This is a genomic window from Halomonas sp. AOP43-A1-21 (genome assembly GCF_052376775.1).
Taxonomy (GTDB): domain Bacteria; phylum Pseudomonadota; class Gammaproteobacteria; order Pseudomonadales; family Halomonadaceae; genus Vreelandella; species Vreelandella colorata.
This window is the reverse complement of the sequence record NZ_JBQSWC010000018.1, coordinates 41,949-63,741: the sequence shown is the minus strand read 5'-3', so window position 1 is coordinate 63,741 and position 21,793 is coordinate 41,949. Positions and strand designations below refer to the sequence as shown.

General features: G+C 55.8%; 9 protein-coding genes. 7 read left to right on the top strand and 2 right to left on the bottom strand.

All coding sequences use genetic code 11. The features are described from left to right. Positions 1-3: 3 nt before the first annotated feature. Together ACT3R7_RS11525 and ACT3R7_RS11520 are read right to left on the bottom strand one after the other, a co-directional pair. A complete protein-coding gene (locus ACT3R7_RS11525; protein ID WP_193091724.1) occupies positions 4-1,344 on the bottom strand; it encodes an HlyD family type I secretion periplasmic adaptor subunit in 1,341 nt (446 codons plus the stop codon). Then, positions 1,341-3,110, bottom strand: a complete 1,770-nt coding sequence (locus tag ACT3R7_RS11520) for a type I secretion system permease/ATPase (protein ID WP_193091723.1) — start codon at positions 3,108-3,110, stop codon at positions 1,341-1,343. The genes ACT3R7_RS11525 and ACT3R7_RS11520 overlap by 4 nt, the downstream gene beginning before the upstream one ends. Before the next feature lie 633 nt (positions 3,111-3,743). Between ACT3R7_RS11520 and ACT3R7_RS11515 the strand changes: the two genes are divergently transcribed. From ACT3R7_RS11515 to sufB, 7 genes are all read left to right on the top strand, one after another. Further along, on the top strand, positions 3,744-17,366 hold the full coding sequence (locus ACT3R7_RS11515; RefSeq protein ID WP_226940131.1) for a carbohydrate-binding protein: 13,623 nt from the start codon (positions 3,744-3,746) through the stop codon (positions 17,364-17,366). A gap of 214 nt (positions 17,367-17,580) precedes the next feature. Continuing rightward, complete coding sequence (locus ACT3R7_RS11510; RefSeq protein WP_193091722.1) at positions 17,581-17,952, top strand: thiol-disulfide oxidoreductase DCC family protein; 372 nt, start codon at positions 17,581-17,583, stop codon at positions 17,950-17,952. A 55-nt stretch (positions 17,953-18,007) separates the two neighbouring features. Next, positions 18,008-18,559, top strand: a complete 552-nt coding sequence (locus ACT3R7_RS11505; RefSeq protein WP_193091741.1) for a hypothetical protein — start codon at positions 18,008-18,010, stop codon at positions 18,557-18,559. Between the two features lie 61 nt (positions 18,560-18,620). Then, on the top strand, positions 18,621-19,097 hold the full coding sequence (locus tag ACT3R7_RS11500; RefSeq protein ID WP_192537650.1) for a YbhB/YbcL family Raf kinase inhibitor-like protein: 477 nt from the start codon (positions 18,621-18,623) through the stop codon (positions 19,095-19,097). A 77-nt stretch (positions 19,098-19,174) separates the two neighbouring features. Next, positions 19,175-19,516: a zinc ribbon domain-containing protein YjdM gene (locus tag ACT3R7_RS11495; RefSeq protein ID WP_192537649.1), complete on the top strand. Its 342-nt coding sequence runs from the start codon at positions 19,175-19,177 to the stop codon at positions 19,514-19,516. Between the two features lie 244 nt (positions 19,517-19,760). After that, positions 19,761-20,225 (top strand): SUF system Fe-S cluster assembly regulator, encoded by a 465-nt coding sequence (locus ACT3R7_RS11490; RefSeq protein ID WP_193091721.1) that lies wholly within the window; start codon positions 19,761-19,763, stop codon positions 20,223-20,225. A 67-nt stretch (positions 20,226-20,292) separates the two neighbouring features. Beyond that, the gene (gene sufB, locus ACT3R7_RS11485; protein ID WP_192537647.1) at positions 20,293-21,735 is read left to right on the top strand and encodes a Fe-S cluster assembly protein SufB; all 1,443 of its coding nucleotides are present in this window, start codon (positions 20,293-20,295) and stop codon (positions 21,733-21,735) included. The last annotated feature ends 58 nt before the right edge of the window (positions 21,736-21,793 follow it).

The following is a 21,793-nucleotide window of genomic DNA, read 5'->3' as shown; positions in this document are numbered from 1 at the left end:
CGCTTAATCTTCACGAATGGCGCGGGCCAGCATGTCGGTCAGGGGTTTTGCAATGTAGCTGGAAAAGCTTCTTTCCCCCGTCCGCAGCATCACTTCAGCAGGCATACCGGCGAGTAGCTTCATGGACTCGGTCATATTTTCTTCACCGGCGCTGGTCACGCGCAAGCGGACCTTGTAATAACGTGCCCGGGTAGCCTCATCCTCGAAGCTGTTGGCGCTTACATGGATGACTTCGCCGTCGATGACATTGGATAAACGCTGGTTGAAAGCGCTGAAGCGAATTTCCGCCGGCTGACCTATGTAGAGGTGATCGACATCATGGTCAGCCACTTTGGCCTCAATAATGAAGCCGACATTAGTCGGCACAATATCCAGCAGCGGGTCGCCAGAGCGGATAACGCCTCCCAGCGTATGCACCATTAGGCCTACCACCGTGCCGGAAACCGGCGCCAGTACCTGGGTGCGGTTTACCTTATCCAGAAGCGCACTCAGACGCTCTTCAGCATCGGCGACTTCGCTTTGAGTCTGACGCAGTGCCTCGCCGACTTGCTGCTGAAACTCCTGCCGGCGGACCTGCCTTTGCAGCGCGTTCTCGCTGATTTGAGAATGCAGGCGGGCGACTTCAGATGCATGTTGAGCGTTGAAACTCTGGTACTCCAGGCTCTCACGTTCCAATTCGCGCATTCTCTGGCTGCTGATCATGCCTCTTTGAAACAGTTGGCGATGGCTGGCGGCGTCACCTTCGAGCGAGCTGATGCGCCGCTGGTTGATGTTCTGAGTATTGGTCAAGCCTTCTATCTGCTCGTTCATCTGCACGATCTGCTCGTCTAGCGAGGCCAGGGTGCTAGATAAAGATTCGCGGCGGGAGTCAAATAAACGGCGCTGGACATCCATTACTTCTTGAACCCGCGGGTTGTCGGATGCGGTCAGCTCCTCAGGAAAGTTGAGCGTCTCAGCATCGCTTAGCTCAGCCAGAAGGCGCACTTCGGTCGCCCGGCTAATCAGATAGTTAGAACGGGTGACCTGCAGCTGAGAGCGCGCCTGGGTATCGTCAAGCACCATCAATACATCGCCTGCCTCTACGTGGTCGCCGTCCTCAACCAGGATGCGCTCGACGATGCCGCCTTCCAGGTGCTGCACCGTCTTGGTAAAGCTCTCGACCGAGACAGAGCCTGGCGCAACCACCGAGACGGCCAGGTTGGCGAATACCGACCAGCTGCCAAAACCGCCAACGGCAATAATGAGTATGGCGATACCCAGCCGTCGGTAGCGCCTATCTTCCAGCGGTAACTCATCGTTAGCCGCTTGCGGCATGCTGAAACCTGGGGGATTTTGTATATTCATGACTGGGTGTCCTCGCTGCTATTACGGCCGCGCGCACTGGGTTTCAGGGCGGCCACGCGCTGGGGCTGCACGGGGCGATTTCCATCGGCGGTCATCTTGGTGACGGGCGCCATTCGGGGAGGTGGTTTGAGCGAAGAGATCTGGCCTTCTCTAAGTACCAGTACCTTATCGACGTTATGTAGCAGGCGTGAGCGGTGGGTAATGATCAGTGCCGTGGTGCCCTCCTGGCGTAGGCGGATCAAACAGTTGGCAAGTGAGTGTTCGCCCGCTTCGTCCAGGTTGGCATCCGGTTCATCCAGTACTATCAGCACTGGCTGGCCATAGAGCGCCCTTGCCAGGCCGATGCGCTGGCGCTGACCTGCCGAAAGGGCGTTTCCGCCATGGGATAACCATGTGTCGTACCCGTTGGGTTGCTCCAGAATCATTTCGTGAACACCCGCCCGCTGTGCCGCGAGCACTACCGCCTGGGCATCTACTTCATCGAAGCGGGCAATATTCTCAGAGATGGTGCCGTCGAACAGCTCGATATCTTGGGGCAGATAACCGATGTGAGCGCCTAACGCTGCGCGGTTCCACTGGGTAATATCCGCGCCATCAAGGCGCACACACCCAAACTGACTTGGCCAGATGCCAAGTACCACGCGGGCAAGCGTCGTCTTACCCGATGCGCTTGGGCCAACGACGGCTAAGTGTTCTCCTTTGGCCAGCGTCAGATTGATATCACGCAGCGTCGCCAGTTTCTGCCCAGGAGGCGCTGCGGTCACGCCTTCCAACACGAGGCGCCCTTTAGGCTTGGGAAGCGGCATCCGTGGCTCTTCAGCCGGAATGATATTCAGCAGCTCTTCAAGGCGGGCACGTGCCGTACGCGCACCGGAGTAGCCCTTCCAGCCATTGATCATTTGATCAATAGGTGCCAGCGCGCGCCCCATCAGGATAGACCCCGCAATCATCATGCCGGGGGTTAAGTCGCCGGCCAGTACCAGGTAAGCGCCCAGGCCGAGAATTAACGACTGGAACATTAACCTGAGTACCTTGGAGGTATTGGTTATCAAACCTGCCCGGTCGCTGGCTTTAGATTGTAGCACCAGATATTCGCGATGCCGTGCGCTCCAGCGACCCATGATGCCGGGTAGCATTCCCATGGCATGAAGCACTTCAGCGTTTCTAAGGTTGCTGTTAGCTAAGTCCTGAGCGAGTACGTGCTGGCTGTTGGCGTCGTTTAACAGCGATTTGGTAATCATTTCGTTGATAACGGCCAATGCCGCCAGAATAATCCCGGCGCCTAGGGCGAAAAGGCCGAACCATGGATGAAACATTGCCAGAACGGCGATATAGATAGGCACCCAGGGGGCGTCGAAAAAAGCGAACAGGCCGTTGCCGGAAAGAAATTGGCGCAGCGTTGTAAGGTCATTTAGCGGCTGAGCCGAAGGCTTACCGGGCATCATCAGAGTGCGTTTGAACATCGCGGAATAAAGCCGTTGGCTAATCAGTACATCAAGCCGGTTGCCAACCCGTACTAGGATTCGAGAGCGCATTAATTCCAATCCGCCCATGACCACGAACAGGAACACCACGACCAGAGTCAGCATTAGCAGCGTTTCCTGGCTCCGCGTGGTAATAACCCGATCGTAGACCTGTAGCATATAGAGCGGTGGAACCAGCATCAGTAAGTTAATAAACAAACTGAACAGCCCAACGTAGATAAAGCTGCGCCTGCAGGTATTCAGCACCTTCTTAAGATCTGAGTCGTTATCAAATTTCGACATGGCCTAGCTCCAGGGCATTGTTGTAATTGCTCTTGCGGCCCCGTTTCACGACACGGCAACGTTAATCTTGCGAGTCTATGAGCAGGATTGGCATGAGACGCTAATCGCCTGTTGGCTAACTTTACTAAGAGATTTTTGTGTTTCAGGTTTTAAATAATTTTATTATTGAGTTATTAATCAGCGTATCAGGTTTGTTTTGAAACCAAGTGACCATTTTTTTAGTTTTATTTGTTTTGAATACTAATGGTTTGTTTTTTTATCGTGCAATATTTTTTACGAAGTAATAAAGCTATTTTGGTAATTAAAATCGCTTATTTTTTATCTGGTGCTTCATCTGTACGGAGTTAGGTTTAATTATGTATTTTTTTTAATGCATTGATTTTAAATTATTTAAAAAAATGACTCTGCTTATTTTTTAGTAACATTTTGGTAAATAAGTATGTCAAATACCCCAGCTTGTCACTCTAGAAAGCCCGGTTAGACTCTCGAATAGCCAGTTCTCTCCTCAGCACGGTTAATGCTAAACGTGCGCTTTACACTCATAAGCCTGCTGAGAAAAGGAACGGTTAATGGGTGCTCATAAGTGCATATCGAGTGCGCTTATAAAAAATAATTAAAGCCAAGGGGTAGACCATGTATTCTATGTCTTTTTTTGCCAGCCAAGCGAACACTCTGCTGAGTTCCATTAATGAGGGAGATCGCTTTGGCAGGGATACCTTCCATGATAACCAGCTTCACGTAACGCCATATGCCTCTCCTTGGGAGCCGTCTATTCATTCACTCAGGATGATCTGGGAAGATGGTCGCAACGAGATCTCAACATTTGAGAGCGTTGAGCGCCCCTTTGTTTTTGATGATTTACCCACGCCTGCCTTGGGAATGTTAAAGCTTCGCCTGGAAGCGTTGGATGCATCTGGTCAGGTGTTGCCAGGCTCGAATATGGACCTTGAGCTTGATGTGGCGCCAGAGAGTGAGCCCATTGAGCAGGCTACCTACGAAACAATACTGTTACAGGCTGATGAAGCCCCGGTGGCCGCGTTGGCCGTCACGCCCGACACTTTCTCTCCACTGCGCATACAGGCCGAAGATGCCGATGCGAGTGATGGCGCCTGGGCGGCTACTTCGGGCCCTGGCATTAACGTGGTTAGCGACCCCGTTCTGCAGCCGAATGCCGTCAATGCCGATGGTCAAGCTTATGTAGACTATGGCGATGGTATCAACGGTGGTGAGACGCTGACGTTCACATTCAGCGTTGCCGAAGCGGGAGAGTACGAGCTAGGGCTGGGCTATGCGCTTAGCCAGAACGATGACGGCTCTGATCGAAACCGTCCCTTGCGCTTGGACGTTAACGGCGAGCTGGTGGATCGCATGTTCGACCTTCCCAGCACCACTCTAAATGCCACTCCAACCGATTTTAGCGAATTCGGTGAGCGCATCATCCGTGTGCAGCTTGAGGCCGGCGAGAACACCGTTACCTTTACGTCCAACGGTGCCAGCGGGCCCAACGTCGATTATCTGGAAGTGCGCGCGCCGAATCCTGACGTCTATGTGATTCAGGGGGAAGACCTGGTGCTTTCTCCAACGGTTGATAACGACAACAGTGCAACCAACCGGGTAGTGACCGTCGACAATATTGCCGATTTTACGAGCGGCAGCGAAACTTTCCGAGTGGGCGCCGAGGGCGCAAGCTATCTTGATTGGGCCTTAAATAACGCCAATGCTTACGGTGAGTTCACGCTGGATGTCGCCACCGCCGGTACCTATAGCGTCACGGTGACCTATGCAAGTAGCTCCGGTCGCCCGTTGGATCTTTCTCTGGTTGATGCTGGTTCGACTACGCCATTAGGTACTTTTAATTTCGCCGCAACGGCGGAGCCCGGCTACTATCCGGATGATGTCAGTGATGTGCCGACGGCCAACCAACCGGCAGCACCCACTAGTGGGAATCCGACTCGCCAGACCGAATGGGAAGGCTGGTCCACCGAAACCATTGAGGTCACGCTGGATGCCGGTAGTAACACCCTGCGTCTGGGGGGCGGTGCCAACGGCCCTAATATCGATAAGTTTGAGATAGCGTTGTTGGAAGCTGCGCCGCCGGCACCTACCATCCTGCTCAGCATCGCTGACGCTGATCCAGTCGTCGAGAGTGGTGATGAAGGCGTTACTACGCTTAGCTTCACTTTGAGTGCAACGGAGGCTTTCAGTGGTGATGTGGAACTGGCTCTCGACATTGATGGCGTCGCCGAGACCCGCACCGCCACTTTTACCGACGGTGTGGCTACGCTAATGGTCGATGTGGACAATGATGCTGAAGACAACGGCAGCGAAACCGTCGCGGTCACGCTCGCTGGCGTTACGGATGATGGCTTCGCTATCGACAGCGCTGCCGCAACGGCGACCGGCAGTGTCAGCGAAGATGATGAAGAGGTTATCGTCCCTGCCGACCCAATCCGTCTACAGGCGGAAGATTTCGACAGTGCAACCACCTTCACCGTTGAAAATATTGCCGCCGCGGATGGTGGCCAGGCGATTCGCATGCTCGGCAACCGCGAAGGCACCGCCAGTTATTTGCTGGATGGCAAGGTGGCCGCGGGCACCTACACCGTTATCGTCGGCTATATCGATGAAAACGACGGTGAAAGCACCGCCCAACTGAGTATCGGCAACGCCGAAGGCGAAAGCTTCAGCGGCAGCTGGGTATTCGATGACGACGCCGAGAGTGGCAACGGCACCCAGATCCAAAACTTCCGCACCGTCAGCTTTACCGGTGTGACCGTAGGCGATGGCGCCACGCTATCGCTCAGCGCCAATTCGACGGCGTTGGAGTATGCACGCATTGACTATATCGAGTTTGTGTCCACCGGTAGCGTCGATCCTGAGCCTGAACCCGCCATTTTGATCAGCATCGCTGATGCGGATACGGTCGTCGAAGGGGGCGATACGGGCGTCACAACGCTGAACTTCGCCTTGAGCGCTTCGGATGATTTCAGCGGCGATGTAGAACTTTCCCTCGACATTGATGGCGCCGCCGAGACCCGTACGATTACCTTTACCGACGGCGTTGCTACATTAGCAGTCGATGTAGCCAATGATGACGAGGACAATGGCACAGACGCCGTCGCGGTGACCCTTACCGGCGCGACGAGTGACGGCTTTGTAATTGACAGCACCGCGGCCACGGCTATCGGTAGCGTCAGTGAAGATGACGATGGTGCAGCGCCTGGCGAACCGATCCGTCTGCAGGCGGAAGATTTCGACAGCGCAACCACTTTCACTATTGAAAATATTGCCGCCGCCGATGGTGGCCAGGCAATTCGCATGCCCGGCAACAGCGAAGGCACCGCGAGCTATTTACTGGATGGCAAGGTGGCAGCAGGCACCTACACCATTATTGTTGGCTATATCGATGAAAACGACGGTGAAAGCACCGCCCAGCTGAGTATCGGCAGCGCCGAAGGCGAAAGCTTCAGCGGCAACTGGGTCTTTGATGATGATGCCGACAGCGGCAACGGCGTTCAGGTGCAAAACTTCCGCACCGTCACCTTTACCGATGTGACCGTAGGCGATGACGCCACCCTGACGCTCACCGCCAACTCGACGGCGTTGGAGTACGCGCGCATCGACTATATCGAGTTTGTGCCTATGGGCAGCGTCGATCCTGAACCTGAACCCACCATCCTGATCAGCATCGCTGATGCGGATACGGTCGTAGAAGGTGGCGATACGGGCGTCACGACGCTGAACTTCGCCTTGAGCGCCTCGGACTCTTTCAGTGGCGATGTAGAGCTTGCACTAGAAATTGATGGTGTCGCCGAGACCCGTACCGTGACCTTTACCGACGGCGTCGCTACGCTCGCGGTTGATGTAGCCAACGATGATGAGGACAACGACACCGAGACGGTCGCCGTCACGCTTACGGGCGCCACGGATGACAGCTTCGCTATCGACAGTGCCGCCGCCACGGCCAGTGGTAGCGTGAGTGAAGATGACGCGGAGGTTGCCGAATTTATCCCCTTCGCTGTTCAGGCCGAAGAGGGCGTGTTGACCATCCTGGATAATGGCTCAAACGCTACCGTTACCACCATTCGTGATCCGGATAATCTCGAAGACAATTCCGACCTGCCCAACGGCTTGCGACCCGGGTTCACGGGTGAAGGTTACCTTGATTTCGGCGATACCGCGGGTGATGCAATAACGTTTGCGATCACGGTTCCGGAAGCGGGTAGCTACGATCTTAATATTCGCTACGCCAGCAACACCGGTCGCCCGCTTGATCTTAGCGTTAACGGAAGTGATGTCGACGCGCTGCCGTTTGCCAGTACTGATCCCGATGGCACCGGCCCCGAGGAAGGATTCAACCACTGGCTTTTTGAAACCGTTACGATCACCCTTGAGGCTGGCAGTAACAGTGTTTCACTGGCTATTCCCGCAGGCGCGACCACCGGCCCCAATATCGACCGCATTGAAATCACCGAGGAGGGCAGCGGCCCGATCCCGGTCGATGACAGCGCAGATGAAGATGGCAACCTGAGCCTGACTGTTGCCGACGATACTCTGGAGCCCGGCCAGCTCGCCACGGCAATGTTTAATGTTGCCGGTGCCGATGACGACATCGTGGCCTATGAAGTCAGCTTTGATGGCGGCGCCACTCGCACTGCCGTAACGCCTGCAGCAAACGGCGATATCAGCGTGGATCTCAGCGGTCAGAGCGGTAACGTTACCGTGACGCTGATCGTGACAGATGCTGCGGGTAACGAAGCTGAAGCCAGCGATAGCGTCACCATCGACGATGGCAGCGTAGTGGTGGAGCCCTTTACCGTGCAAGGTGAAGACGCCGTCGTTACCGACGTTGGCGGCACGGCCCAAGGAGCCGTTACACGTACGGTGGACGCAAGCAATCCCGATGACTTCGGCAATTACCGGGAAGGTGCGGTAGGCGGTGCCTATATGGATTTCGGCACCGATGCGGGTGACCAAATCACATTTAACATTGATGCGCCCACCGCGGGCACCTACACCGCCACCATCCGCTATGCCAACGGGGGGACTGCGCCTCGGCCATTGGATCTGGCGGTTAATGGTGCAGGACAACCCCAAGTTGCCTTTACCAATGCGCTAGATGATGGCGTCAATGACCCTTGGGATGCGTGGCTTGAGCAGGAGATACAGGTAACGCTCGAAGAGGGCGCCAATACGTTAACGCTGACGATTCCCACGGCAGCCAATGGTGGCGTGGCTAACGGCCCTAATATCGATCAGATCGTATTCGACTTCAATGATGGCGAAACGCCTCCTGCACCGTTTACCTTCGAGATTCAGGGCGAAGCGCTAGCCATCGATGATCCGGATAACGTAGGCACCACATTGGATACCCAGGTGCGCAATGCCGCGAATCCTGAAACTAACGAGGCCGCCGGTGCCGATGGCCTCTGGGATGGCTTTACGGGAAGCGGCTATCTGGATATGGGCGGTGATATTGGCGACGCCGCCTCCTTCAATGTTGTCGCCGATGAGGCGGGCACCTATACGTTGACCGTGCGCTATGCCAATGCGGGCAGCAACGGTGCTGACCGGCCCATGGATATTCTGGTCGGAGGTGAGTCCCAGGGCAGCCTGGCCTTTGTATCAACCGGCGTGGGTACCACCGACTGGCAGAACTGGACGGATACCACGATCGAGGTTGAACTCGAGGCGGGCAGCAACACCATCCGACTGGAGAATCTGACCGCAGCGGGCCCCAATATCGACCGCCTGAGCATTACCCGTGACGGTGTCGAGCCGCCGGACGTGGTAGAGCCGGGTGAGCGCTTCTCGGTCAAGATAAACTTCCAGCCAGAAGGAGTAGCGGTGCCTGAAGGGTATATCGCCGATAACGGTAAAGCCTTCGGCACTCAGTCGGTGACCATCGATGGCCAAACCTACCAGTACGGCTGGGTGACCGAAGCGTCGATTTACGATGGTGAACCCGGCACTACGCCGCTGGATATATCGAGCCTGACCAGCGTGGCGGTCAATGACCGTACCGATGATATCGCGGGTCTCGACCCACGCCAGGGCACCTATGCCCACTTTGACCAGCCCGGAAGCAACTATATACGCGCCGGTTGGGAGATTGAGCTTGCCGACGGCTACTATGAGGTCACCATCTCGATTGGCGACACCTCGGGCCCTTACGACAGCCGCAACGTGCTCAATGCGGAGGGCGAGCTGTTCAACGACCCCTTCACGCCTTTCCGACCAGATGATTTCCCAGCCGACGGTAACCCGGCCGACGACACCGATGGTGTACGTTCTGACCTCGTGACTCGTATCGTGCAGGTCACTGATGGCCGTCTGACGCTGGACTCTATGGGCCTGGATAACGAGAACACTGAGATCCAGTACATTGAGATTCAGTCGCTGCCGGACCTGACCCCGGACGATGACCGCGCCGCCCCAGAGGATTACGCCTTCTTCACCGATGCGCGGGCTATTGCCGGTGTCGGGCAAAACGAGGTGGAGGTTGATCTTGATCCAGAGAATGGCGCTATTCCTACCGGCGTTGACCCGACTTCGGATATTTTCGTAGGTATCTCGGTGGTCGACGGGCGTGGCGGAGCCTTGCTTGAGAGCCTTAACGATGGCTCTGTAAAGCTGTTTGAAACGGTCACCGGCGAGGAGGTTTCCTTTAACGTCAATACGACGGGCGGTTTCGACTCACTGACGATTTCGCCCAGCGGCATACTCAAACCGTTTACCAGCTATACGTTAGTAATTGATGGCTTTCAGGACCGTGGCCCTAACGATGACGCTTTGGCGCCGACCCGTGAGTTCCAGAAATACACCAATACCTTCGTCACTGGTGAAACGCCCGAGGTGGTTGCCCGTGACGTGGCCTTCAACGATGTGGTTGAACTCAATGGCGCCGCAGACAACGCCTTTGGCTTCACGTCGCTTGAAATTACCTCTGACGGTTCGACCATGTACGTGGCCACCATTGGCGGCCAGATCCTGCGCTTTGACATCGATCCAAGCGACGGCTCGTTGGTCAACCGTCAGGAGCTTTCGCTGCCAAGCGATTACTTCTTCGAAGCGGGGGCTGAGAGCGGTAACGACCGACGGGGCATTATCGGCCTGACGGTCGATCCCACCGATTCGAACGTGCTGTGGATCACCGACAACTATCCCATCCCGCTCAATGGGCGCGATAACGGCGTGCCGGAGTTCAGCGGTCGCATTACCAAGATCACCCTGGATGGCGGCAGCGATTTTTCCGGTGTCGCCGAGCCCTACATTACGGGGCTTCCGCGCTCTAACGGCGACCACGTGACTAACAGCCTCGAGTTCCGCGCCAATCCGGATTATGACGCGGCTACCAACCCCGACGTGCCGACGCATCTGCTGTATCTGATTCAAGGCTCCAACTCGGCCATGGGTGAACCGGATAGCGCCTGGGGCAACCGCCCCGAGCGTCTGCTGAACGCCGCCGTGATGGAGATTGATCCGACCCGCGATGCGCCTCCTGGAGGCTTTGATGTCTCCACTGAACCTGTGCCTAATAACGGCCAGAACACGCGCTATGATGACCCGGATGGCCATCCCAAGGATGATCCGATTCCCATGGGCAACGGCGAATTCCTGGTATTTGATGAGCGTGGTGTCGCCACGGTGCAGGATGCTGACGGCACCGTGCTCCAGAGCTTTTATGACCCCTATGCCGAAGACGCGGTGCTGACGATCTTCGCCACCGGGGCGCGGAACGCCTATGACCTGGTGTGGCACTCCAACGGCTTCCTGTATGTGCCGACCAACGGCTCGGCGGCAGGCGGCAACGTACCGGACGACCCTTCAACGCCTGAAAACGAGCGTTACACCAACGTCGAAAAACAGGACGACTATCTGTTCAAGATCGTTGAGGGGGGCTATTACGGTCACCCCAATCCGCTGCGCGATGAGTACATCATGAATGGCGGCAACCCGACGGGCGGCAGCGACCCCAACCAGGTTGACCGCTATCCGGTCGGCACCAACCCTGAGGGCACCTACGATATCTCTGGCGTTTATTCACTTGGCGAAAACCGCTCACCCAACGGCGCGGTGGAGTACACCAGTGGCGTGTTCGGCGGCAACCTGCAAGGTAACGTACTGTTCACCGAGTACTCGGGTGGCGACGACATTCGCTCAATCACGCTGGATGCTAACGGCAATGTGATCGGTGATGACGTGCTGCGCGATCCTAACGGCAACGTTATCACCTATGTAGATCCGCTGGATATTATCGAGAACCCGGTTACTGGACAGCTCTACGTGTTGACGCTGAACCGCGGTAATGGCCAGAGCCAAATCATTCGCTTAGACCCGGCGCCGGGTGGAGTGGTGGATCCGGTTGATCCCGAACCAGGTGATTTGGAATCGCTGCTGATCATTCAGGCAGAAGATAAGACGCCGGATGACGGCACCGCCGTGACGATTGCCACCGGTGCTGGCGCCGAGATCCAGATCCGCGATGCCAGTAACCCGGAAACTACCCAAGGCCTGCCCAACGGCCTGCGCCCGGGATCCTTCGGTGTGGATGGCAATACCAACGATAACGATGGTGTTTTGGGAGGCTATGCCGATTTTGGCTCTACTAACGTCGACTTCCTCACCTTCACCTTTGATCTGAGCGCCGCTCAGGCAGGCGATTCAGTACTCAGGCTGCGCTATGCCAACGGTGGCGATGCCAATCGTCCTCTTGAGGTGTTCGTCAACAATGTCAGTGTCGGCGTATTCGACTTTAGCCCGCCGCCAGGACTGACCGGTGACGCGGCCTGGGCCGAGTGGTTGACCGAAGACGTGGCGGCCACGTTGGTCAGCGGCCAGAATACGGTGCGCTTGCAAGCCACTGCCAATACCGGCCCCAATATCGATCAGCTGGAAATCCTGCAAGGCACGCCGGATACCACGCCGGACGTGATCCAATATGAAGCCGAAAGCGCGACGCTGGATGGCCCGGTGGTAGTACTTTCGAGTAACGATGATCGCAATGCCTCCGGTGACGGCTTTGTCGACTTTGATGGAACGGGCGATCAGACGATTACCTGGACCATTGATGTCAGTGAGGCGGGTAGCTACGACATCGGCTTCCGCTATGCCTTGGATACGACAAAAGCTGATCGCCCGCTGGGCCTGACTATCAACGGTGTCGATCTGGGACAACTGAACTTTGAAGGTCAAAGCAACGCCGCCGAGGATAACTGGTTCTTCCAAAACACTCTGGTGACATTACAAGCGGGCAGCAATACCGTTACCCTGACTGCGCCGAACGGCGTGGGCCCCAACATCGACCTGCTGCAGGTGCCGAATGCGCCGACCGATAACTTCGTCCCGGTATATGCCGACGTTTCGGATGGGTCGCGTATCGAGCTTGAGAGCGGCGACAGTGCTCGCACCATTAACGAGCTAACCGCCGACTTCTACTTCACGGTCGATGCCGACGGCCTTTATCGCCTGGATCTAGCCGCGAATGTTGGCGGTGACGATGGCCAGGGGCTGTCGCTAACCCTTAACGGCCAGACGGTTAAAGTACTGGCCTATCCGGGCGTGGGAGAGGCTGGCGAAGAGGGTGTTTATGTCGAGCTCAAAGCGGGTGTGGAATACAACCTGCGTGCCGTTTCCACGGCCGATGGCGCCGATGATCTGGACTATTTGGATGTAATGCCAGTCTCTGGCAACGATAATGCCGATATCGCGGTGCAAAGCGGCGATGCTGCCTATTTCTCTGATCGGCTGCACTTCAGCTATCTGGAGAACGACAGCGCCTCGAACCCCAATCGCGACTTCAAGGAAAGCGCGACGGTCACGATCTCCAACACCGGCAGCGATGTGCTTGAGATACTCGACGCCGATATTGAAGGCCCGTTTGTGCTGGAAAACCCCAGCGTCTTTGAAGGCTTGACGCTCGCCGCCGGTGAATCGCTTGAGGTGACGGTCTTGTTCGACCGTGGCAGCTACACAGCACCTACCAACGACGCGGGAGATGGTGTGTTCGAAGGCCGCATTCGTCTGGTCACCAATGACGCTGATTCGCCGGTGGCTGAGATCCATATGGCCGGCTTCTGGCAGGCGCGTGACGAGGGCGGCTGGGAACCCAACGTCAATGAAGTCTGGGAAGTGTTTGGCTTTGGTAACCGTATCGATGGCCTGACCACGGTGGGCGGCGGAGAGAACTCCGTGCTCAACGATTTCGATCTCTATCGGCCCGTTAACGATGATGAAGTCATGTCGCGCTATTGGGCATTGGCAGATGGCGTCGGGGAAGCCAAGATTACTCAGTTAGCGGCCTATCATGGCGATGGTGGTGCAACCCTGGGCATCCATAATCCAGGAAATAAAAACCAGGACATCATCTTCAGCAACCATGCGGGAGATAATAACCAGTCCCTTCTACCGGTAAAAAGCAATGGGCAGTTCGCTACCGCGAGCTTCTCGCTTGACGATATTCCCGGCAGTTGGACCGGCCAGGGCGTGTTTGGGATTGAGGTTGCCAATCTTTCCACCGACCCGTCGCTTAATCCCCAAGGTGGTGGTACGCCGCCAGCCGGTGCTGAAGGCATCGAGCGGGGCTACACCGTGCGTATGTTCCGGGCGCTGGATGCTAACGGCAACGTGATTCCCAATACCTATCTGGGCATCATGGATTACACCGGCATCAACTACGATTACAACGACAACATGTTCCTCATTGAGGGCGTGACGCCGGTGATCGGTGGTGAACTCACGGTGATTAATAACGACGGCGTGCCGTCCAATGACCGCCTGGTGATGTCACGCATCGAGAACCCGGCCAACGCGGCGCAAATGGTGCATGATGAAGTAACCATCACGCTCAGAAACGATGGTATTGAGAACCTTGATATCGAAAGCATCGAGGTCAGCGATACGACATTGTTCGAACTTACCCAGGCGTTCTCTGCGGTGACGCTGGAGCCTGGTGAGGCCATTGATGTGACGGTGCGCTTTATTGCCAATGACCCCAACGATGCAAGCCTCTATGAAGCGAGCCTGATCATCAATTCAAGCGATGCCGACGAGGGCGAAAAGGTTATCCAACTGGCGGGCCTGGCTCAAAACCAGTCTGAAAGCGGTCAAGAGCCCCTGGTCCAGGAAATCATCAACGCCTTTGGCTACACCACCAATGTGGCTGAAGGACAGATGAACAAGGGTGGTTTGGTGGAAGCCAATGGTGACGAAATTCTGGCGCCGTACTTCCAGCGTGCTGAGGGCAGCTCACCAATCAAGATCTCTCAGCTGGCGGCCTATCACACCCAAGGCGATGTGGCTCGGCTATTCATCCACGATGTGGATAGCCGCAACCGTGATGAAATTCTGGCCCACGACGAGGCGGATGGTCAGACGTTATTGCCGCGCACGCTTAACAACGGCAACCAGCTGACCATAACTACCCTGGATCGTGATGCGCCGTTTGGCTTCTTCGCTGAGATATCGGGCCGTCAGGGCTACATTTCCTGGTCGGATCCGGATGCTAACCTCTACGAGGACACTATTGATGCCATTGGTAACCCGGGCACCAATCTCAACTGGGACGCAAGCGACGGCCATCTGATCCGCGTGTATATCGCCAAGGACGCCGCGGGCAACGTCATTCCTGACACCTATATCGTGATCCAGGACTATGCCGGGGTGAACTACGACTACAACGACAATATCTTCCTGGTCGAAAACGTTACCCCCTACGACCCGACAGGAGCGGAGGATGCCGACGGCAACGGCCGGGTGGATCTGTACGACGACGATAACAACGACGGCGTGCCGAACTTCCTCGATAACCCTGAACCAACCGGCCAGACCGCCTTTAATGCTAGTGAGACCGCCTGGGTGGTGGGCAGTGAAGGATTAGCGCTGGAAGCGAAACTGTATGACAACGGCGGCCAGGGCGTGGCGTATAACGACACCACGCCAGGCCATCAGGGTGCTGCGTTCCGCTCCGACGAGGCGGTCGATATCTCAAACGGTACCGAGGCACTGGGTTACATCGCGGATGGTGAGTGGGTCGAGTACACCTTAAGCGTAGAAACAGCGGGCACCTATACGCTGAGCTTCTCAACCTCTGCGACGAGCGGTGGCAAGACCATTACCGCCGCGTTCGAGCAGGATGGCGAGTTCTACACCCCATCGCAGGTGCAGAGTCTTCCCAACACCGGTAGCTTCACCAGCTTCCAGACCGTGGGCCCGTTGACCTTCGATCTGGAGGAAGGGGAGCAGGTGCTGCGGCTGACCTTCAACGGTGGTCAGTTGGATCTGGCGTCGTTCAACCTCGACTTTGTAGCGCCTGTCGATGATGGCCAGAGTGCTTACAACGACACCCAAACCGCTTGGGAGGTAGGCGCTGATGGGCTGAGCCTGGAGGCACGTTTGTATGATAACGGCGGCCAGGGTGTGGCCTATAACGACTCGGATGCCGCCCACCAGGGTGGTTCCTTCCGCTCCGACGAGGCGGTGGATATCTCCACTCCATCGCAAGCGATTGGTTTCATAGAGAACGGCGAATGGGTCGAGTACACCATTAATGTGGCAGAAGATGGTGTTTATGATCTCGGCTTTTTGACCGCCATGGCCTCGACCAATTCGACCGCCCGCTCCATTACCGCGAGCTTTGCCAAGGGCGATACGCCTTACGTAACGGCTTCACCGGTAGGGGTGTTACCAACCGGCAGTTGGACGACGTTCACCCAGACCAGCACCACGCAGGTAGCGCTTGAAGCCGGCGAGCAGGTGTTACGGCTTACCTTTAACGGTGGGTCCATGGATCTGGCCTCGTTCAACCTGGCGCCCGTCGATCAGACCCCAGTCAATCAGGCGCCGGTGGTAGAGGAAGCCATCAACGATGTCACCCTGGTGGAGGGGGAAGCAATTAGCTTCAGCCTGCCTGAGGATGCGTTTGTCGACGCCGATGGCGATAGCTTGGCGTATACCGCCAGTGGCCTACCCAGCGGAATTTCTATGTCCTCGGACGGAGTTTTCTCCGGAACGGCTACCGCGGCGGGAAGCTTCGACATTATCGTTACGGCTTCTGACGGCCAGGCTAGCGTGCAAGCAGGCTTTACGCTAGCAGTAGAAGAAGCCCCCGTAGATGACGGTCAACAGGCCTTCACCGCCAATGGTGAGGCGTGGCTAGTGGGCGGTAACTTCAGCCTTAAGGCCGTAAACTATGATGAGGGAGGTCAGGGGGTTGCCTACAACGATGTCGATGACTTCCAGATCGGTACGGAAGTACGTCCCGGTGACGGTGTGGATATCGTGGGTAATGGCGATGCCATCGGCTGGGTGGATGAAGGCGAATGGGTGGAATACACGCTCAACATTCAGCAGGCCGGCGTTTATGACCTATCCTTCCTGTCAGCGCTTGGGGACGTTAACGGCTCTCAGCGCAGCATTACAGCCACCTTTACTCAAGGTGACGGTACGCCCTACTCATCGAGCGGCCCGGTGGTGGTATCGCCGACCGGCGGCTGGGGTAACTTCCAGCCCACCAATGCTTCTCAGGTAGCGCTTGAAGCTGGCGAGCAGGTATTGCGGCTCACCTTCAATGGTGGATCGATGGACTTGGCCTCGTTCACTCTGTCGCGCGATGGGCAGCAGGCGTTCAACGCTGAAGGAACGCCATGGCTAGTGGATGCCAATGATGGCTTGACGCTCGATGCGGTGAACTACGATGAGGGTGGTCAAGGCGTTGCCTACAACGATGCGGATGCCTTCCAGATCGGCACAGTAGTGCGCCCTGGCGACGGTGTGGATATCGTCGGGGAAGGGGAGGCTGTCGGCTGGGTGGATGAGGGCGAGTGGTTGGAGTACACCATTAACGTTGAGCAGGCGGGAAATCATACCCTGTCGTTCGTTACCTCAAGCCCCAATGACGGGCGCACGATCACCGCAGCGGTGGAGCAAAATGGCGGTTTCTATGAGCAGGCCAGCGGTTCGGTACCCAACTCCGGCGACTGGGGTGTGTATGTCGATGGGCCCTCGCTGACGCTGGATTTAGAGGAAGGCGTTCAGGTTCTGCGCATTACCTTCAACGGCGGCTCCATGGATCTGGCGTCTTTCCAGATCACTCGAGATGCGGGCGCGGAAGCAGCCAGCGCTTCGAACATGGGTATGATGATGGCCATGGCCTCTGAAGCGAATGATGCTGCTTATCTAGATGAGGAGGTAGCTGCTCTTAGCGACGATGTCAGCATTAGCGGAGTACAGGACGATGCGCAGAGCGCATTGATGTAACGTGCATAAGTAGGGCTTCTTTGGCACTCACAGTGGTGCTAATGAAATAGAAGGTGTTAATAAAGCCTGCGAGGCCGTTCATTTGGCATCGCAGGCTTTTTTGATTGTAGTTTGACGGTTAACCGCGGATGCTTGCCGAGTTGCGCTGCAGTGGGGTTGCCTCTGGCGGGGTAAGTGCCACACTTAATCGGTAAAACGTTACCTAGAGCTGACTATGCCTAATCACGATGTCATCAATGTCTATTACGATGCGGTTTGCCCCAGCTGCCGCAAAGACAGACAGCGCTATGAGCGTTGGGCGGGCGAAGGGGCAAGCGATATTCGCTGGTGCGATGTGAGCGAATATCAGCAGGCGTTGCAAAATAAAGGGATAGCGCTGGAGGCGGCCTTAAGGTCGCTGCATATTGAGCAAACCGACGGGCGCATCGTTGAGGGGATTGATGCCTATCGGCTATTAATGGCGCGCGTTGCATTGTTGCGTCCAGTGGCCTGGGTTATTGGCTTGCCGCTTATTAAACCCGGGTTACGCAAGCTGTATGATGGCTGGGTAAAAAGACGTTTAAAACGCCAGGGCCGTTGGTCATGATGTTGGTCATGGATATGGCAGGTCTATTGTGAGGGAGTGCACAGGGAGCATGAAAATGCAGCAAAAAGTGTTGTATGTCTTACTGCTGGGAAGCGTATTGTTAGCCGGATGTGCGGGCAGCCAGCGTACATCCGCGCCCGAAAATCCGCGCACGGTTGACGTGCCGGTTTCCCAAACGCTGCCCCCGGCAGCGCCGACTACTTACGCCAATACGGCTTCGGCGACCGACTGGGTGCCGCCGCTCTTTGTAAGCCCTGAAGAAGAGGCGTCTTACTATGTAAGCCGGCTTTCCGACCGGCGGTTTGTTTCCACCTACGGTGATCGTGACAATCCACGGGTGTGGTATATCGCGGCAGAACGATTAGGCGAAATTGGCTTGCCCGCCGTGCCTCTGCTGTTTTCACGTTTGGATACACACGATGAGTATGAGCAAATGCTGGTGCTGTATGCGCTACAGCTGGCAACGCAAGATCCGCTCTTGATGGTGAACACAGGTGGAAGCTACGTTCAGCTGCCCACCGTGCTGAATCCTGCCGGTAACGCAGAAAATGTCGAGATAGCTCGGCAGTGGTGGCAACAAAACTCAGGTTTTCTGAACCGGCCTTGATAGCGGCACTCTTTCCAGCCACCCTGTACTAAGCGTCATTGGCTAACCCAAGGAGAGACAAATGGCATTTGCACGATCATCCATGCAAGTTACCAGTACGGCTTTTGAGCAGCATCAGGCGATTCCTGCACGTTATACCGGCGAAGGTGAGGACGTATCTCCACCGCTTGCCTGGCATAACGCTCCTGAAGGTACCAAAGGGTTTGCGGTGATCTGCCATGACCCCGATGCGCCGCTTGTTAAAGACGGCAGCTACGGGTTTATTCACTGGACTCTTTATAATCTGCCGGGCGATATTACGGGCCTTGAGGAAAATACCCCGATCGGTACGCCAGGCAGCAACGACTTCGACAAGCGCGGCTATGGCGGCCCGATGCCACCTGAAGGGCATGGCAAGCACCTTTACTATTTCTTGGTGCTGGCGCTGGATCATCAAACGGCGCTGCCGGAAGGGCTCAGCATGGCTGAGCTTTTAAAAGAAGTTGAGCCGCATCTATTAGGCATTGACCGCCTGGTGGGCACTTACCAGCGGGGCTGATAGCCTCTCAGACTGGAGCATTTTGTCCATTCGGTGTAGGCTCCATCGCTTTCTTATTGCCCGCGATGGAGCCGTCCATGAACGAACTGCCTAACTGTCCCTCCTGCGCCTCAACGTTTACATACGATGACGGCTTGCAGTACGTGTGCCCGGAATGTGGCCATGAATGGTCAAAAACGGCAAATACCGACGCGGCGGATGACGCTCCAAGCGTGCGTGATGCTAACGGTAACCTGCTTTTTGACGGTGACAGCGTAACGGTTATCAAGGATCTGAAGGTCAAGGGTAGCTCGTTGGTGGTTAAGGTAGGCACGAAGGTCAAGAGTATTCGTATCGTCGAGGGCGACCACGATATTGACTGTAAAGTTGATGGTATTGGTCCTATGAAGCTCAAATCGGAGTTTGTTAAAAAGGCCTGATTGCTTAATGCACTATAAAACCTACCCCTTTACGCGGTAGGTTTTTTTATATCGAGTAGCAAATAGAATTCTTAAATGATAATGATTGGCGTTTTTGATGGCATTTGCATCGAACGTGCCAAGAATAAGGCTAATTTGCCAATGATTGTGCGTTAGGGCTTCACATCAATTTTATACAGGACTAAAATGGTACCCAATTAATACGTACGCCAGCTTGATGACTGACTAATTAATAGGAGTCGACATGCTAAAGCTTTCTCGGCTGACTGATTACGCCGCTGTGGTTATGGCGCAGATTGCGCGTCACCCTCACGCATCGCATGCGGCAGCTGATCTCGCCGAAGCCGTTCAGCTACCGCATCCAACGGTTAGTAAAACGCTTAAAATGTTGGTTCGGGCAGGGCTCTTAGCATCGCAGCGCGGCGCTCAGGGGGGCTATCGGCTCGCTAGGCCCGCGTCGCAGATTACCGCAGCCGACATTATTTCGGCCATTGAAGGGCCCGTAGCGATGACGGAGTGTAGCCAAGCCCAAGGCGAGTGTGACTTGGTTGCAACATGCGGTGTGGCCGATAACTGGCAGCGCGTGTCGCTAGCGATTCGTACCCTGCTTGAAAGCGTGACATTGGCCCATTTAGCGGCGTCCACGCCCCTTAAGCTGCCCGTGCAATTACCGATTCAAAGTATCAGCCTATCGGCGGTTTCTGCGTAACGACTAGGCAATTTATCCTTATTGACGGCGAGGAGACCTCGCCACCAACTGCCCGGAGGGTAACACCATGGCAACCGAAGAAATGGAACAGTTGGTTCGTCGCGAATACAAAGATGGCTTTGTAACCGATATCGAAAGCGACACTCTTCCTCCTGGCCTGGATGAAGGCACGATTGCTTTTATCTCCAAGAAAAAGGGCGAGCCAGAGTGGATGCTTGAGTGGCGTCTTGACGCTTATCGGCAGTGGCTGAACATGAAGGAACCCTCCTGGGCGCATCTGGATTACCCGCCGATCGATTATCAGGCTATTTCCTATTTCAGTGCTCCCAAGCGCCCGGAAGATGGCCCACAAAGCCTGGATGAGGTCGATCCCAAGCTGCTGGAAACTTACGAGAAACTGGGTATTCCGCTGCATGAGCGTGCAGCGCTTGCCGGTGTGGCCGTCGATGCCGTGTTTGACTCGGTATCGGTTACCACTACGTTCAAAAAAGAGCTGTCTGAAGCCGGCGTTATCTTCTGCTCCATTTCTGAGGCGATTCGCGACTACCCCGAGCTGATCAAGCAGTATCTGGGCACCGTGGTGCCGGTAGCGGATAACTACTTTGCCGCGCTTAATTCGGCGGTATTTACCGACGGCTCGTTCGTGTTTGTACCAGAAGGCGTTACCTGCCCGATGGAGCTATCCACTTACTTCCGTATCAACGCCGCCAATACTGGGCAGTTCGAGCGCACGCTGATTATCTGTGAAAACCGTGCTCAGGTGTCTTACCTGGAAGGCTGTACCGCGCCGATGCGCGATGAGAACCAGCTGCATGCGGCGGTTGTTGAGCTTGTTGCGTTAGATGATGCGTACATCAAGTACTCCACCGTACAGAACTGGTACCCCGGTGATGAGAACGGCAAGGGCGGTATCTATAACTTTGTGACCAAGCGTGGCGATTGCCGCGGTGCGCGTTCGCGCATTAGCTGGACGCAGGTTGAAACCGGCTCGGCCATTACCTGGAAATATCCTTCTTGCGTGCTGCGCGGTAAAGACAGCATCGGTGAATTCTACTCTGTCGCCGTCACCAACGGCCGCCAGCAGGCAGATACCGGCACCAAGATGATTCACATCGGTGAAGGCACGCGCTCTTATATCGTGGCCAAAGGTATCTCGGCAGGTAAAAGTGACCAATCCTACCGCGGGCTGGTGAAAATTGGCCCACGTGCCAAAGGCGCACGTAACTTCACCCAGTGCGATTCGCTACTGATTGGTGACAAGTGTGGCGCACATACTTTCCCTTATCAGGAAATTGGCAACAGCACGGCCACTATTGAACACGAGGCTACCACCTCCAAGATTGGTGAAGACCAGCTGTTCTACTGCCGTAGCCGGGGCATTTCCGAAGAAGATGCGGTCAGTATGATCGTGAATGGTTTTTGTAAGGATGTATTCCAGGAGCTGCCGATGGAGTTTGCGGTAGAAGCGGAAGCGCTCTTGAACGTGACGTTGGAAGGCGCGGTAGGCTAATCGTTTAGCCGGTTTGCCGTACAAATTACTTTGATACGCGTCGCGCCAGCGACTCGCC

Excerpts from the sequence above, each read along its gene's own strand:
- ACT3R7_RS11525 (WP_193091724.1), bottom strand. The coding sequence starts at position 1,344 with ATGAATATACAAAATCCCCCAGGTTTCAGCATGCCGCAAGCGGCTAAC.
- ACT3R7_RS11520 (WP_193091723.1), bottom strand. The coding sequence starts at position 3,110 with ATGTCGAAATTTGATAACGACTCAGATCTTAAGAAGGTGCTGAATACC.
- ACT3R7_RS11515 (WP_226940131.1), top strand. The coding sequence starts at position 3,744 with ATGTATTCTATGTCTTTTTTTGCCAGCCAAGCGAACACTCTGCTGAGT.
- ACT3R7_RS11510 (WP_193091722.1), top strand. The coding sequence starts at position 17,581 with ATGCCTAATCACGATGTCATCAATGTCTATTACGATGCGGTTTGCCCC.
- ACT3R7_RS11505 (WP_193091741.1), top strand. The coding sequence starts at position 18,008 with ATGCAGCAAAAAGTGTTGTATGTCTTACTGCTGGGAAGCGTATTGTTA.
- ACT3R7_RS11500 (WP_192537650.1), top strand. The coding sequence starts at position 18,621 with ATGGCATTTGCACGATCATCCATGCAAGTTACCAGTACGGCTTTTGAG.
- ACT3R7_RS11495 (WP_192537649.1), top strand. The coding sequence starts at position 19,175 with ATGAACGAACTGCCTAACTGTCCCTCCTGCGCCTCAACGTTTACATAC.
- ACT3R7_RS11490 (WP_193091721.1), top strand. The coding sequence starts at position 19,761 with ATGCTAAAGCTTTCTCGGCTGACTGATTACGCCGCTGTGGTTATGGCG.
- sufB (WP_192537647.1), top strand. The coding sequence starts at position 20,293 with ATGGCAACCGAAGAAATGGAACAGTTGGTTCGTCGCGAATACAAAGAT.